General features: G+C 43.2%; 14 protein-coding genes and 1 tRNA gene. 11 read left to right on the forward strand and 4 right to left on the reverse strand.

Annotated features, from left to right (window positions below; translation table 11 throughout):
- Positions 1–21: 21 nt before the first annotated feature.
- Positions 22–1710, reverse strand: coding sequence for an energy-dependent translational throttle protein EttA (ettA, locus tag DWX84_RS02290; RefSeq protein WP_005856590.1), 1689 nt, complete (start codon positions 1708–1710; stop codon positions 22–24).
- Between the two features lie 495 nt (positions 1711–2205).
- Between ettA and DWX84_RS02295 the strand changes: the two genes are divergently transcribed.
- Together DWX84_RS02295 and DWX84_RS02300 are read left to right on the forward strand one after the other, a co-directional pair.
- Positions 2206–2278 (forward strand) — tRNA-Lys (locus tag DWX84_RS02295).
- A 242-nt stretch (positions 2279–2520) separates the two neighbouring features.
- Positions 2521–3741, forward strand: a complete 1221-nt coding sequence (locus tag DWX84_RS02300; RefSeq protein ID WP_005868395.1) for a site-specific integrase — start codon at positions 2521–2523, stop codon at positions 3739–3741.
- Positions 3742–4026: 285 nt separating this feature from the next.
- Here the strand turns inward: DWX84_RS02300 and DWX84_RS02305 are convergent, their stop codons facing one another.
- The 3 genes from DWX84_RS02305 to DWX84_RS02315 form a co-directional block, all read right to left on the reverse strand.
- Complete coding sequence (locus DWX84_RS02305; protein WP_005868396.1) at positions 4027–4320, reverse strand: helix-turn-helix domain-containing protein; 294 nt, start codon at positions 4318–4320, stop codon at positions 4027–4029.
- Positions 4321–4400: 80 nt separating this feature from the next.
- Entirely contained in the window at positions 4401–4694 is a 294-nt protein-coding gene (locus tag DWX84_RS02310) for a DUF3876 domain-containing protein (protein WP_005868398.1), read from the reverse strand.
- Positions 4681–4995 carry a helix-turn-helix domain-containing protein gene (locus DWX84_RS02315; protein ID WP_005868400.1) on the reverse strand — a complete coding sequence of 105 codons (315 nt, stop codon included), beginning with the start codon at positions 4993–4995 and terminating at the stop codon, positions 4681–4683. Before DWX84_RS02315 ends, DWX84_RS02310 begins: the two co-directional genes overlap by 14 nt.
- A 577-nt stretch (positions 4996–5572) precedes the next feature.
- Here DWX84_RS02315 and DWX84_RS02320 point away from each other — a divergent pair.
- The 9 genes from DWX84_RS02320 (at position 5573) to DWX84_RS02365 (ending at position 13398) form a co-directional block, all read left to right on the forward strand.
- Positions 5573–6199 (forward strand): TetR/AcrR family transcriptional regulator, encoded by a 627-nt coding sequence (locus DWX84_RS02320; RefSeq protein ID WP_002560569.1) that lies wholly within the window; start codon positions 5573–5575, stop codon positions 6197–6199.
- 250 nt (positions 6200–6449) lie between these two features.
- Positions 6450–6653 carry a hypothetical protein gene (locus DWX84_RS02330; protein WP_005868403.1) on the forward strand — a complete coding sequence of 68 codons (204 nt, stop codon included), beginning with the start codon at positions 6450–6452 and terminating at the stop codon, positions 6651–6653.
- Between the two features lie 144 nt (positions 6654–6797).
- Positions 6798–7613 carry a zinc transporter ZupT gene (gene zupT / locus DWX84_RS02335; protein ID WP_005868405.1) on the forward strand — a complete coding sequence of 272 codons (816 nt, stop codon included), beginning with the start codon at positions 6798–6800 and terminating at the stop codon, positions 7611–7613.
- Between the two features lie 190 nt (positions 7614–7803).
- Positions 7804–8457: a class I SAM-dependent methyltransferase gene (locus DWX84_RS02340; RefSeq protein ID WP_005868409.1), complete on the forward strand. Its 654-nt coding sequence runs from the start codon at positions 7804–7806 to the stop codon at positions 8455–8457.
- Complete coding sequence (locus DWX84_RS02345; protein ID WP_005868411.1) at positions 8454–8693, forward strand: DUF1858 domain-containing protein; 240 nt, start codon at positions 8454–8456, stop codon at positions 8691–8693. Before DWX84_RS02340 ends, DWX84_RS02345 begins: the two co-directional genes overlap by 4 nt.
- Positions 8694–8741: 48 nt before the next feature.
- A complete protein-coding gene (locus DWX84_RS02350) occupies positions 8742–9017 on the forward strand; it encodes a hypothetical protein (RefSeq protein WP_005868413.1) in 276 nt (91 codons plus the stop codon).
- Between the two features lie 29 nt (positions 9018–9046).
- Positions 9047–11386, forward strand: coding sequence for a TonB-dependent receptor (locus DWX84_RS02355; protein ID WP_005868415.1), 2340 nt, complete (start codon positions 9047–9049; stop codon positions 11384–11386).
- Positions 11387–11434: 48 nt separating this feature from the next.
- Positions 11435–12676, forward strand: a complete 1242-nt coding sequence (locus DWX84_RS02360; RefSeq protein ID WP_013611617.1) for a hypothetical protein — start codon at positions 11435–11437, stop codon at positions 12674–12676.
- A gap of 158 nt (positions 12677–12834) precedes the next feature.
- Positions 12835–13398, forward strand: coding sequence for an isoprenylcysteine carboxylmethyltransferase family protein (locus DWX84_RS02365; RefSeq protein WP_005868419.1), 564 nt, complete (start codon positions 12835–12837; stop codon positions 13396–13398).
- The last annotated feature ends 1 nt before the right edge of the window (position 13399 follow it).

Genomic DNA, 13399 nt, shown 5'->3' on the forward strand with positions numbered 1-13399 from the left:
TAAACTCTATTTATAGTATGATTAATCAACGATTAGTTTGCGATAGCGTACCCGTTTCGGCTCGGCGTCGCCCAAGGTCTTACGTTTGTATTCCTCGTACTCGGAATAGGTCCCTTCGTAGAAGACCACGTTGGAATCGCCCTCGAACGACAGGATATGGGTACAGATACGGTCCAAGAACCAACGGTCGTGAGAGACGACGACGGCGCAACCGGCGAAGTTCTCCAGCCCCTCCTCCAAGGCACGTAGCGTGTTCACGTCGATATCGTTGGTCGGCTCGTCGAGCAGCAATACGTTCGCGTCCGCTTTCAGCGTCAGCGCCAGATGCAGGCGGTTACGCTCTCCTCCGGAGAGTACGCCGCATAGCTTCTCTTGATCCGCTCCCGCGAAATTGAATTTAGACAGGTAAGCGCGTGCGTTCACCTCCTTGCCGCCCATACGGATGAATTCTTGTCCGCCGGATACGACTTGGTAAACGGTCTTTTTCGGGTCTATATCCTTATGGGTCTGGTCGGCGTAACCTACTTGTACGGTCTCGCCCACCTCGAAGGTCCCCTTGTCGATGCTTTCCATGCCCATGATCATCTTAAATAAGGTAGTCTTACCGGCACCGTTTGGCCCGATGACTCCCACGATACCGTTCGGGGGAAGCATGAAGTTCAAATCATCGAACAGCAGCTTATCGCCGAACGCCTTCGCCACATGCTGTGCCTCGATCACCTTATTGCCCAAGCGAGGGCCGTTCGGGATGAAGATCTCCAGCTTAGCCTCACGCTCCTTCTGGTCCTCGTTCAAGAGGGCCTCGTACGAGTTCAGACGTGCCTTACCCTTGGCGTGACGGGCCTTCGGCGCCATATTGATCCATTCCAGCTCACGCTCCAAGGTCTTACGGCGCTTGCTGACTTGCTTCTCTTCTTGAGCCATACGCTTCGTCTTCTGGTCTAGCCAAGAGGAGTAATTACCCTTCCAAGGGATACCCTCGCCACGATCCAGCTCAAGGATCCATCCGGCCACGTGGTCTAGGAAGTAACGGTCGTGCGTGATGCAGATAACGGTACCGGCATATTGTTGCAGATGTTGCTCCAACCAGTCGATCGACTCGGCGTCCAAGTGGTTGGTCGGCTCATCCAACAGCAATACGTCCGGCTGCTGGAGCAGCAATCGGCAAAGGGCCACCCGACGACGCTCGCCTCCGGACAACGTATCCACCACCTGATCCTCCGGCGGACAACGCAAAGCGTCCATGGCACGTTCCAGACGGCTGTCGAGGTTCCATGCGTCCGTAGCGTCGATCTTGTCCTGCAACTCCGCCTGACGGTTGATCAAGGCATCCATCTTATCCGGATCTTCCAGCACCTCCGGATCGCCGAATCGCTCGTTCACCTCCTCATATTCTTTCAAGGTGTCCACGATCTCCTGCACGCCTTCCTGCACGATCTCCTTCACGGTCTTGCCCGGCTCCAACTTAGGGTCCTGCTCCAGATACCCTACGGAATACCCGGGGGAGAAGACCACCTCTCCTTGATAATCCTTATCGATACCGGCGATAATCTTCAGCAACGTAGATTTACCGGAACCATTCAATCCAATGATTCCGATTTTCGCCCCATAGAAAAAGGACAGATATATATTCTTTAAAACCTGTTTTTGAGGCGGAAAGATCTTGTTCACGCCTACCATCGAGAAAATAATCTTCTTATCGTCTGCCATATAATTTTTTGTGTGTTAATTGGTTCCTTAACTTAAAATAATGGTGTACAAATCTACGTAAATATCTTTTATTTTACAAATGAACAAAGATCATAGGTATCAGATATCTACCGATTGCCAAGTTTGGCGTGTGGAGATTACTCGGTTTAATTCTCTTGTGCAAGAAGCCGGTAGATATGCTATTCCTCGGAAGTTGAGTTTTAGCGTTATCATAAATGAAGGGTAGGAGAGGTTGTGCGGCGTTGTGGTTAGGACTGTGCGATCATGTGGCTTTAGGTTGTGTGATCCTAACGATTTAGGATTGTGGTTCGTCTTCGTCTCGTGAAGATATGTAACCGGTTTATGCATGATTGTAATACGTGATGTAAAGTGCTTATATCTTGTTTCTTGCATTTGCTCCCCATGAAAAAACTAAAATTTATCCCTCTTGAAATTTGTATAATAAAATAAAACCCCCTATCTTTGCACTCGCATTACAAAAGTAACGCACAGGATGATTCGCTAGCTCAGCTGGTAGAGCACAACACTTTTAATGTTGGGGTCCTGGGTTCGAGCCCCAGGCGGATCACTGAAAACAAAAGAAAAATCAAGCAAATCCCTGATAATCAGACATTATCAGGGATTTCTTTTTTCTGGCAGATAGCAGAAAATAGCCGTTTCAAGCATATTGTTGGTGTGCAAATCGTGGTACATAAATCAGGCTGAAAAAAGTCCCACGATTTAGCTTCTTTCTCACTGATTCATAGCATTTTGCATGGTCGTACTTTGGAAGAGAATACATAGTTTTGTAACTCTAAAAACGATGTAAAAATGGCTAGAAAAACCTTCAATGTGCTATTCTTTATCAAGAAAGCCAGATTATTAAAGAATGGAGAAGCACCCGTGTGCATGAGAATTACTGTAAACGGCTGTATGGTAGATGTTTTAGTAAAAAGAAGCTGTCCTGTAAATCTATGGAATCAGGCAAAAGAAAACTCCAAAGGAAAAGATCGTATGTCGGTGGAACTGAACCACTACTTGGAAATCACACGCTCTCGCATACACCAAATTTATAGAGAACTGGAATCCACAGGTAAGACTATTACAGTCGATCTTATGAGAAAGCTATATTATGGGGTGGATGAAGATAGTAAAACGCTATTGCAAGTATTCAGAGAGCATAACGAACAAAGCCGTAAGCTAATCGGTAAGGACTTCGTTAGTAAGACCGTTCAACGGTATGAAACCACTACCCGATATTTAGAGGAATTCATAAAGAAAGAATATCAATTATCTGATATTGCCCTAAACAACTTGGAAGCCAACTTTATTTCTAAGTTCGATGCTTTTTTGAAAATTGAAAAAGGTTGTGCGCAGAATTCAGCTATCACCCGATTGAAGAACTTGAAGAAGATTATCCGTATTGCTTTGGAAAACGACTGGATAAAGAAAGATCCGTTTGCTTACTATCGCTTCAAACTGGAAGAAACCGATCCTGAGTTCCTGACGATGGACGAGATTAAAATTATTCTTGCAAAAGAATTCACGATTAAGCGAGTAGAACAGGTACGTGACGTTTTTATCTTTTGCATTTTTACTGGATTGGCGTTCAGCGATGTGAAAGATTTATCACCCGAACACTTGGTAAAAGACAACAAAGGGGAGCTTTGGATAAGAAAGAACCGCCAAAAGACAAAAATCATGTGCAACATTCCTGTGCTGCCTGTAGCAGCTTCTATACTTGATAAATATAAGGATGTGGCAGAGTGTACCGGAAAACTTTTACCTGTATTGTGTAATCAACGCATGAACAGTTATTTGAAAGAAATTGCCGATGTGTGCGGAATTCATAAAAATCTTAGCACTCATACGGCCAGACATAGCTATGCCACTTCCGTGTGCCTTGCAAATGGCGTAAGTATGGAAAATGTAGCCAAGATGTTAGGTCATGCAGATACCAGCGTGACGAAACACTACGCACGGGTACTGGATCAGAATATTCTAAAGGATATGCAGAAAGTGAATAGCTGCTTGTCGGAATTGGCTATATAAATAAGGCAGTAGCCAATATAGAAAAAAGGATTGGGAATAATGAACTTCATTTTCTCAACCCTTTTCTTTTAAAGTAAGTTTTCCAGAACCCAATATGAAGCATTGACAAAGGTAATTTTCGTATTTAGCCTGTTCAAGTCCAAGCCTTCGGTTTAGATAAAAATCTTCCTCTCATTGCATTTCGAGCGTATTTTTATCTAAAGACTTGCACAGACTAAATACTTCACTGGAAAAGTCAATGATTCAAATTAAATTCCGAAAAACAATGTTTTTGTGAGTGGCAGATTATTCTTTCCAACTTTCAAAATAATGCTTTTGGAGCAGTTTATCAATATCACTTTGCCGATAGATGATTTTACCTTTTATCTGGATAAAGGGGATTAAGCCTGTATCTCGCCATTCTTGCAGGGTTCGCAGGCTGACATTCAGTTTTTTAGAAACCTCATGATTGGAAAGAAAACGTTCTCCGTTCAGGTGGGGCTTATAGTGCTTGACAATTGATTCAATACCGCTTAGCATTGAGTCGAGCGAAGAAATAAATTCTTTGACTTGTGGTGTATCTTTATTTATTAATTCCATGATTGAAAGATTGTTTTATTGAAATATTGATTTTAAGATGGCTAGATAGCGAATCAGTTAGAGATTAACTGGTCGATTGATTAGTTACGCAGATAGTCACCCAATGACGAAAGGTTTAGCACATCTTTCGCTGGATCATAATCTATGTAAATCCGTTTAGGAGCAGGAGCAATAAAATACTGGCTACCGTCTTTCTGTATTTCATAAGTAGAGGGTGAAGCCTGTTTGGTGGTTTCCGATACATATATAATAGAAAGAAGATACTCTTTGTCGTTCCGATAGATGATAACCGTAGGATTCAGATTAACACTTTCCCATGTGCCGACAATGGAAAACAAGTTGAAGGACGGATAATATTCTTTAGTTCTTTTCATAAGGCTTGATTTGTTTGGGTGACTGATTTTGTGTTTCACTGTCCGCAATAATTCTTTCAATATCGGAAGACTTATAATAAATCTTGCTCCCTATTTGAGAATAAGCCAGTCGCCCACTACTTCGGTAATATTGCAGCGTTCGCTTGCTCAAGCCTAACAACAGGCACACTTCCTGACTATCCAGCCAGTTTTCTACTTTTTGAGTATGACTGCTGCACAAACTCTCTATCCGTTTGGCAAACTCCGTGAAGCTCTCGCAGACATACGAAAATGTTCTTTTTTCGATGGTTACTACTTCCATACATTTAATTTTTAATGGTTAATAAAACGTGTTGATTCTATTTTCATCGGCAAATGAAAGAAGAATCAAGAGCCGTTTTCTAAACTGTCCGAGAGTGGTATAAAAAGACTGTTTATGGCAAAATGACACATGAATAATTTATTAGTCATAATACTCTTGCGGCACAACTATCAAAATGAATCCGAGTTAATTAATGGCGACAAGCTAAATAGATAAAAGGTAGAATGACAGAAAAGAGAAGTTTTATATGATACATTTTTAGCATATTCGATTAATCATTACTAAAATGGGAATCATGAAAAGATTAAAGTAGTTTTTACACATGATTTATAACCTGCGTATTAACAATAGCCATGGAAAGAGGTCAGAATAAGAATAACAAGAGGATACAGTAGAGGCAATACACGTACTTATGACTATGGTTTGGCGTGAAGTGGCTCTGCTGATAGTTACATACCCTTTTTTGTATCCCTACAAATAGGGATTGTTTTATAGAAAATACCCATTTGTATGGATTGTTTTATTTTTGAAATACAACGTACTTTGTATTCTAATAACAGGAACTACGTTCTGACCTATGCAAACAACAAAAGAATATACACATAAATTATTGTTGGAAACAGCAAGGAGAGCCTTTTTCAAGAAGGGCTTTAAGGCTGTGTCTATGCGTGAAATATCCAAATTGTCGGGTATCGGTCTGAGCAACATCTACAATTATTATCCTTGTAAGGACGATTTGTTGGCTGACGTGTTGCATCCGCTTTTGGAGGCGATGAACAGTATGCTGGAAGATCATAATCGCCCGGAGGCCTTTTCTTTGGATGTCTTTACCTCCGAAGAATATCATCGCTCATCCATGAAGGAGGTAATGAACATCGTAAGACGGTATCGTGAAGAATTTAAGTTACTTTTTTCATCTATCCAAGACTCTCGTTTCAATGATTATTGGGAACAATGGATTAAAAGAAGTACAGTAATGGGTATAGAATATATGGAAGGTATGAAAAAGCTCTACCCTGATCTGCATACCGATATTTCTCTATTCTTTATGCACTTCACCTGCTCATGGTGGGTTAATATGATGAAAGAGGTGGTGCAACATGAAGAGCTTTCCAGTGAAGAAATTGAATGTTTTATTGGTGAGTATATCCGCTTTAGCACAGGAGGCTGGAAAAGGCTCATGAATGTAAAAATAGAAAGATGAAAACAAATAGAAACATCCACACATCCTCCTGCCTACAATGCAACCCTTGTGGAAGCGGTTGTACAATTGTGGACAATCGGATTTCTTTCGTATTCGATTCGGAAAAGAAGCACTTTAGCCATCTTCTGTTCGACCCGACACCCGTTGCTTGCATGGGCAGATGCGGCAGGTCTTGTCAAGCAGGATTTCGCTTGGTGCAGGAGGCTAAATACCGCACCACTTCGGTAGAACAACTAAAAACAATCAATATATGAGTATCACCAACATCATCTGTAACGGCGAAATAACGCTTGTGCAAGGAGTAAACGGACTTTTCCTCTGCGAGGAATCGTGGGTAACACAAAGCAGAAAATCCGCTCTGCCCAGAGAGGCTTTGAACAAAGAGACTATTAGAATTAAAAAAGAATGCATCGATATTGAACGTCCAGAGACTGATTTTCCAGACTTAACTTAGTAACAGATGTATGAAACATCCCATTTTTAATAATAATAATTCATCGTATCAAGCGAGTCGCCTGCAAAGAGCGACTCGCTTTGTTTTTGAACAAAATAGATTTTCGTTCTCTTTTGAAGTACTAACTCCCAATCTGTCATAGCCATGTCACAACAAGTATTTGTTCCATTTCTTCTGACACTGTTTGCCGGTATATCCACCGGCATAGGCAGTGCCATTGCTTTTTTCGCCAAACGCACCAACACGTCGTTTCTTTCTCTATCGCTGGGCTTTTCGGCGGGAGTCATGATTTATGTATCGTTTGTCGAACTGTTTACCTCTTCTGTGCAAACACTTGTGGAGATGCACGGCAAATCAGAAGGAACGTTTTATGCCACGCTCTCTTTCTTCGGGGGTATCGTGTTGATATTGCTCATCGACAAGCTAATTCCTCGCTACGAGAATCCGCATGAAATGCACCGGGTGGAAGAAATGAGTGAAAAAGCGAAAATACAATTAGACGTGAAGCCCAAATTGCTACGTGTTGGCATGGTAACAGCCTTGGTGCTGGCTATCCACAATTTCCCGGAGGGTATGGTTACGTTTCTTGCTGCCCTAAAGGATGTGAACATTGCCATACCCATTGCCATCGCCATTGCCATACACAACATACCGGAGGGTATTTCGGTATCCGTTCCTGTTTTTTACGCTACAGGCAACCGCAAGAAAGCCTTTTGGTTCTCGTTTTTGTCTGGATTGGCAGAGCCGGTGGGAGCCGTCATAGGCTATCTCGTGCTGGCTCCGTTCCTCGACGACAATGTGTTCGGCATCATCTTCGGCATGATTGCTGGCATCATGGTATTTATCTCGCTCGATGAGCTGTTACCCGCAGCTGAAGAATACGGTAAGCACCACCATGCCATCTACGGTTTGGTGGTAGGCATGGCGGTCATGGCACTAAGCCTGCTGATGCTGGGTTAGCAAGAAGAAGTAATATAGAAACAATAAATAAAAAACAGAAAAAGATATGCATACATCTCACACTTACCACTGTCATGAGCACGATGCTCACAAAGAGCATACTCACGGGCGTATATTTTTTAGGTATCGCGCACAGCAAATAATAGACATATCATATTAGTAAGAAAAGACTTAAAAACAAAGAATAATTATGAGCATAATAAAAAACATCTTTCAAAACTTCCGCAAACCCAAGAATAGCTTTATGGGCAGGTGCATTGTGAAAATGATGAACCAAGGGCATAACCGGATTTCTCTTTGGTGCATTGACAACTTCGTAAAACTTTCCGGTGGCGAAACGGTGCTCGATATCGGTTGTGGCGGTGGGCAAAACGTAGCTAATTTCATCAAACGAACTCATGGATTAGTTTGCGGCATGGATTATTCACCCACGTGCGTGGACATTGCGAGTCGCAAGAACAAGGCGGCTATCAGTCAGGGACGAGCATCTATAGTAGAGGCGAATGTTTCAAACATTCCTTTTGACGATAACCGCTTCGATATTGTAACCGCTTTCGAAACTATCTACTTTTGGAATGATATAGTGGAAAACTTCAAGGAAGTATTGCGTGTATTGAAACCCGAAGGAAGGTTCTACATCTGCAACGAGGCATGCAGCGAGGAAGGCAATGAAAAGTGGGTGAGGAATATCGACCTGCGCATTTACTCACCCATAGAAATACAAAGAATGCTGGAACAAGCGGGATTTATAAATGTGACCTACGACATCTCGCCGGAGAGCCAATCGCAACGAATATGCGTGCAAGCGACAAAACAACCGATGATGAAACCAATAGACAGATGAGCATCAATAAATATACCCCGATACATCGGGTTCTGACTACCTATCCGCAGTTGATTCATCGACTGGTGAAACGAGACAGTCGTTATGTTTCTTTAATCAATCCTGTATCAACTTGTACGTTGGGGCATTGCACTACTATTGAGAGCATTGCCTTTACAGTAGGAGACGATATGGAGACTCTTCTCACATACCTCAAAGGAGAAATGGAACGAGAAGATATACAGTTCAAATATTGAAAATTACTACTAATAACTGCCCGAAAGGGCACAAAACAATATCGATTTATGCTTATACTTTATAACAAAGCAGCCCGCAAAAATCTTTCCAAGCCGAAGGAAGCTGCCAAATGGTATCCCGTGCTACGTTCTACGGGTATGTTGAAAGAACGTGAAGTGCCCAAACTCATTGCTGACAAAACGACACTCAACCCCAAAGAGGCGATCGCCAGAATAGAGTTTAAGGATGTTGAGGTACTTACACAAAAAGTAACCGAAGGAAACTCTTCAGGTACAACTCCTATAGTCGTTTCCACGCCGGAAGCTCCCGATCCCAGCATTTAAGGAGAAACCAACAATCATATAAATAAACAATGAAACAGAAAGTACTATTTTCTCTATTGATACTGATGCTCATGAGCATCAGTGTATCCGCCCAAACAGGTGGGGGGCGGATTGCGGGCGTGGTCATCGACAACACTGACGAAGATCCACTGCCCGGAGCAACCCTCTTTATTGAGGAACTGAAAAAGGGCGATGTAACCAACAAATATGGCGAGTTCTCTTTTTCAGACATTCCTTTCGGTACTTATACATTCACCGTGAAGTTTATGGGCTATCAAACAGCAGTCCAAAAAGTAACCGTAAGTAAAGAGAATGTAAAGAAAACTATTATCCGCCTGAAAGCCGAAGTCAAATCGCTGGACGAAGTGGTGGTGATGGGCAAAAGTGAAGCCCGCAAGATTCGGGAGCAAGCCATGCCGGTAACGGTTTACAGTATGAGCCAGTTACAAGGTACAGTAAATAGCGTAGAAGATATTCTGACTAAGACCGTAGGCGTAACCATTCGTTCGCAGGGAGCAGTAGGCAGTGCCTCGCGTATCTCTGTTCGCGGCTTGGAAGGCAAGCGTATTGGATTCTTTATAGACGAAGTACCGATGAACGATAATTCCGATTTCATCGACATCAACGATATACCCATCGACATGATTGACCGCATTGAAATATATAAAGGTGTGGTTCCAGCCAAGTTCGGTGGATCTGCCGTGGGGGGTGCTGTAAATATCGTGATTAAAGAGTATCCACCTCGTTACTTGGATGCTTCGTATTCGTTCGGTAGCTTCAATACACATAAAGCAAGTAGCGTCTTCAAGCGGAATCTGGTCAAACAAGGAATAGAGTTGGGGGCAGCGTTGTTATACACCCATTCTGATAATGACTATCGTATGGAATTGCCTCAGAACAAAGGTAAGTTCATAAAACGCGACCATGACAAATTCAACCAATCGGGGGGAGGGATATCGATGAAAGCCCGTAAATGGTGGTTCGATCAGATGGAGTTTGAACTTGAATTTATCCGAAACAGCAAGCAGATACAAGGCGTGGTAGAGAACATACGCTCTGCCGAAAGTAGTGCCGGAGCTTACAACTTCGCCATTGATTTACAGAAAGACAATTTCCTACTCAATGGACTTGACTTCAGTAGCGGCACGGGCTATGCCTATTCTCAATACAACTTTGTGGATACAGCTAGGCTTCGCTACGACTGGGATATGAATCCTTATCCGCCTGTTTCGGCTTACGGAGGAGAAATAGGAGTTTTACCCTCTGACATGAAAATGCGTAAGCATACCGTGGGAAATAAGACCAATCTCAATTACATCATCAATGACCGGCACTCCATCAACCTCAACTCATTATTCAAATGGGCATTGGGGAAGCCCTCCGATCCGTTGTTGGATAAAGCGGTGGGGCGACAGATAAACTTCGACTCACACATGACGAGCTGGGTATTAGGCTTGGGTTACGACTATAAATCCCCCAATGACAAATTCCTCAACTCGCTGACGGGTAAGTATTATTACTATTCCATGAATACGAAAATAGGAGATGTTTGGAATTCCGTACCCAAAGAAGTGGATATGCAGCAGCACGATTGGGGTGTAAGTGAAGCCTTGCGCTACCGCTTCACCAAAGAGTTGTTGGGGAAAGCCTCCGTAAGCTATGATGTACGACTACCGACAGATGCCGAACTCATTGGCGACGGCTTCCTTATTGCTCCTTCGGGCGACTTGAAACCCGAAAGAGGAACTAACGCTAACATCGGATTGATGTACGATAAAAAGATTGGTTCCGGATTGTTGCAGGTGGAGGTAAACGGATTCTTCTCTTACCTGCAAGATATGATACGCTATACGCGCAACTTCGTGCAGGGCAGATACACTAATTTCGGTGAGATGCGTACCTTCGGTGTAGAGGCAGAAGTCAAAGCAGATGTTACACGCTGGCTTTACGGATATGTAAATGCCACGTTTCAAGACCTTCGCGATACACGTAAGTACGAACCAACGAGTAACGTTCTCAATCCGTCGAAGGGATTGCGTATGCCTAATATTCCCTATTTCTTAGCAAATGCGGGGGTAGAGTTTCACAAAGAGAATCTCTTCGGAGGGAAAGGTCAGAATGTAAGACTATTTACCGATGCTTCATTCGTAGAAGAGTATTTCTTCGATTTCGAAGTAAGTCAATATCAAGAGAAACGCATTCCGCGCTCTTTCAAGCTTGACTTGGGATTAGAATACTCCATCATGAACGGTGGGCTTACCTTCTCGGCAAAAGCATCCAACCTTACGAATGCCCGCCTGTTCAGCGAGTTTAATTACCCGCTTCCCGGCAGAGCCTTTACCGCACGTATCAGGTACGTGCTGAAATAAAGCTAATCACAATTCAATATATTATTCAACAATAAAATAAAAAGTAAAATGAAAAAGAGAATCAACGGAGTATTACTCCTCCTAATGAGTATCACTATGCTGTTTTCAGCTTGTAGCAAAGACCCGGAAACGAAACCAATCACGACCGATCCGGAAGTAAAAGTTGGCGATATACTTGTTTACACCATGCTTATGAATCCCGGTGGACAGACCGGGTCAGGTTGGATGCAGTTAGCAGATGGAGTGTCTCCCAAGAAACTGACAAACAAAAATGCCGTGCAAGTCGGTTACGGAATGATGCCAGTGTGCAACGGTAATGATGTGTACACTTTTCCTGCGTTCGGAGCACAAGGTGATGAAAATGTAGTAACAAAATGGGGGCGTTCGGGAACTAAACTCACCAAAACGGCAACCATGCCTATTCCCCTTAATTCTGTTCCAAGACACATCTCTTTTGTTAATGCAACAAAAGCCTATCTGATATCACTTATCGGCAAGTTATTTATATTCAACCCTCAAACGATGGAACTAACTGGTGAGATTGATCTGTCCTCTTACGCTGCACCGGGATTGGCCGTACCGATGTTTGGATCTCCGTTTGTGCATAATGGACGTTTGTATGTAACACTGAATCAGACAGACATGACATTCCAACCGGCTACCGAACCTCAGATAGAACTCGCGGTAATCAACACTCAAACGGACAAGGTGGAGCGTGTCATCTATGAAAAGGCGAGTGGTATCGGTATCGGGGCTTATACCTATGGGCAACAAACCTTTATCGATGAAAAAGGCGATATGTATCTGATGTGCACGGGCGCATACGGCATGAATCCTAAGTACAAGACCGGTATCTTGCGCATCAAGAAAGGCGAAACCGAATTTGACCCTACCTATAATTGGGTGTTGAACGATCAAACAATCGAAGGCGAATCGGGCAAAACCGTTTGGCTGCTTCAATCACAATACGCCGGCAACGGAAAAATGTATGCCACGATGGATATTCCTTCTTATTGGGCAAACCCAACATCTCCCAACTGGTTCACGGATAAATCGCTCATCAGTGTAGAGATGGATATTTACAATAAAACGGTAAAAAAACTTCCGATACCGATGACGTCAAGCTTTGGAGGAGCAGTGGAGAAATACAAGAATCTTATCGTGTTTGCTATTAATGGCAGAAATGATGTGGGCTTTTATACGCATAATCCTGCAACCGGCGAAACAAGCTCGGATGCCGTAGTAAAGGTAGATGGAGCTCCTGCATATTTCCATTGGTTTGAAAACTAAGTAATAATCAATCACTCAGAAGAGGCAAAGGTGAGAGTTGAATTATCGGCCTTTCCTTTGCTCTCATTTTTTAGCCCAAACATTTATTAATCTTGTTTCTCCATTCAGAAATGGCTATTCAAGGGTTTCAATATCACACACAATAAATAAAATTTCGTATGCCAATAAACGATTTCATTCAATTTCACTTCGGTTGGCTCAATGCATGGATACCTTCGTTTGCATTGGTGCTGATACAACTTTTGTATATGATTCTTTACCGAGAAGGTGGCAAACGTGCCGTAGATACATCTTGGTATACCTCTAAGGACAAGCGGTACGCCACTTTAAGCTTTGTGTTTCAGGGAACATTGCTTTTGGTGTCGCTCTTTGTCCCTCTCCGCATAGGTACACCGCTATTCACGGTGGGGTGCGTCTTGTTTGCCTTTGCACTTGTCGGATTTATGGCAGCCTTTCATGCTTATGCCTCTACGCCTAAAGGAGAAACTGTCGTACGAGGCGTTTACCGCCTGTCGCGCAATCCGATGTACTTCTTCTATGAAGTGGGAGCATTGGCGGTTTGCATTGCCTCGGCATCGTTGTGGTTGCTGCCTGCCACAATTCCTTTGATCCTCGTCACGCATGGCGTTATCTTGGGTGAAGAGCGATACTGCATGACCACTTATGGGGAAGACTATGCGCGGTACAAAGCGAGAACTCCCAGATACTTCTTACTCAAATAGC

Source organism: Parabacteroides sp. AF21-43, from assembly GCF_003635435.1.
Taxonomy (GTDB): Bacteria; Bacteroidota; Bacteroidia; order Bacteroidales; family Tannerellaceae; genus Parabacteroides; species Parabacteroides distasonis.

Excerpts from the sequence above, each read along its gene's own strand:
- DWX84_RS02315 (WP_005868400.1), bottom strand. The coding sequence starts at position 4,995 with ATGGAAGTAGTAACCATCGAAAAAAGAACATTTTCGTATGTCTGCGAG.
- ettA (WP_005856590.1), bottom strand. The coding sequence starts at position 1,710 with ATGGCAGACGATAAGAAGATTATTTTCTCGATGGTAGGCGTGAACAAG.
- DWX84_RS02355 (WP_005868415.1), top strand. The coding sequence starts at position 9,047 with ATGAAACAGAAAGTACTATTTTCTCTATTGATACTGATGCTCATGAGC.
- DWX84_RS02320 (WP_002560569.1), top strand. The coding sequence starts at position 5,573 with ATGCAAACAACAAAAGAATATACACATAAATTATTGTTGGAAACAGCA.
- zupT (WP_005868405.1), top strand. The coding sequence starts at position 6,798 with ATGTCACAACAAGTATTTGTTCCATTTCTTCTGACACTGTTTGCCGGT.
- DWX84_RS02360 (WP_013611617.1), top strand. The coding sequence starts at position 11,435 with ATGAAAAAGAGAATCAACGGAGTATTACTCCTCCTAATGAGTATCACT.
- DWX84_RS02365 (WP_005868419.1), top strand. The coding sequence starts at position 12,835 with ATGCCAATAAACGATTTCATTCAATTTCACTTCGGTTGGCTCAATGCA.
- DWX84_RS02350 (WP_005868413.1), top strand. The coding sequence starts at position 8,742 with ATGCTTATACTTTATAACAAAGCAGCCCGCAAAAATCTTTCCAAGCCG.
- DWX84_RS02305 (WP_005868396.1), bottom strand. The coding sequence starts at position 4,320 with ATGGAATTAATAAATAAAGATACACCACAAGTCAAAGAATTTATTTCT.
- DWX84_RS02345 (WP_005868411.1), top strand. The coding sequence starts at position 8,454 with ATGAGCATCAATAAATATACCCCGATACATCGGGTTCTGACTACCTAT.
- DWX84_RS02330 (WP_005868403.1), top strand. The coding sequence starts at position 6,450 with ATGAGTATCACCAACATCATCTGTAACGGCGAAATAACGCTTGTGCAA.
- DWX84_RS02340 (WP_005868409.1), top strand. The coding sequence starts at position 7,804 with ATGAGCATAATAAAAAACATCTTTCAAAACTTCCGCAAACCCAAGAAT.
- DWX84_RS02310 (WP_005868398.1), bottom strand. The coding sequence starts at position 4,694 with ATGAAAAGAACTAAAGAATATTATCCGTCCTTCAACTTGTTTTCCATT.
- DWX84_RS02300 (WP_005868395.1), top strand. The coding sequence starts at position 2,521 with ATGGCTAGAAAAACCTTCAATGTGCTATTCTTTATCAAGAAAGCCAGA.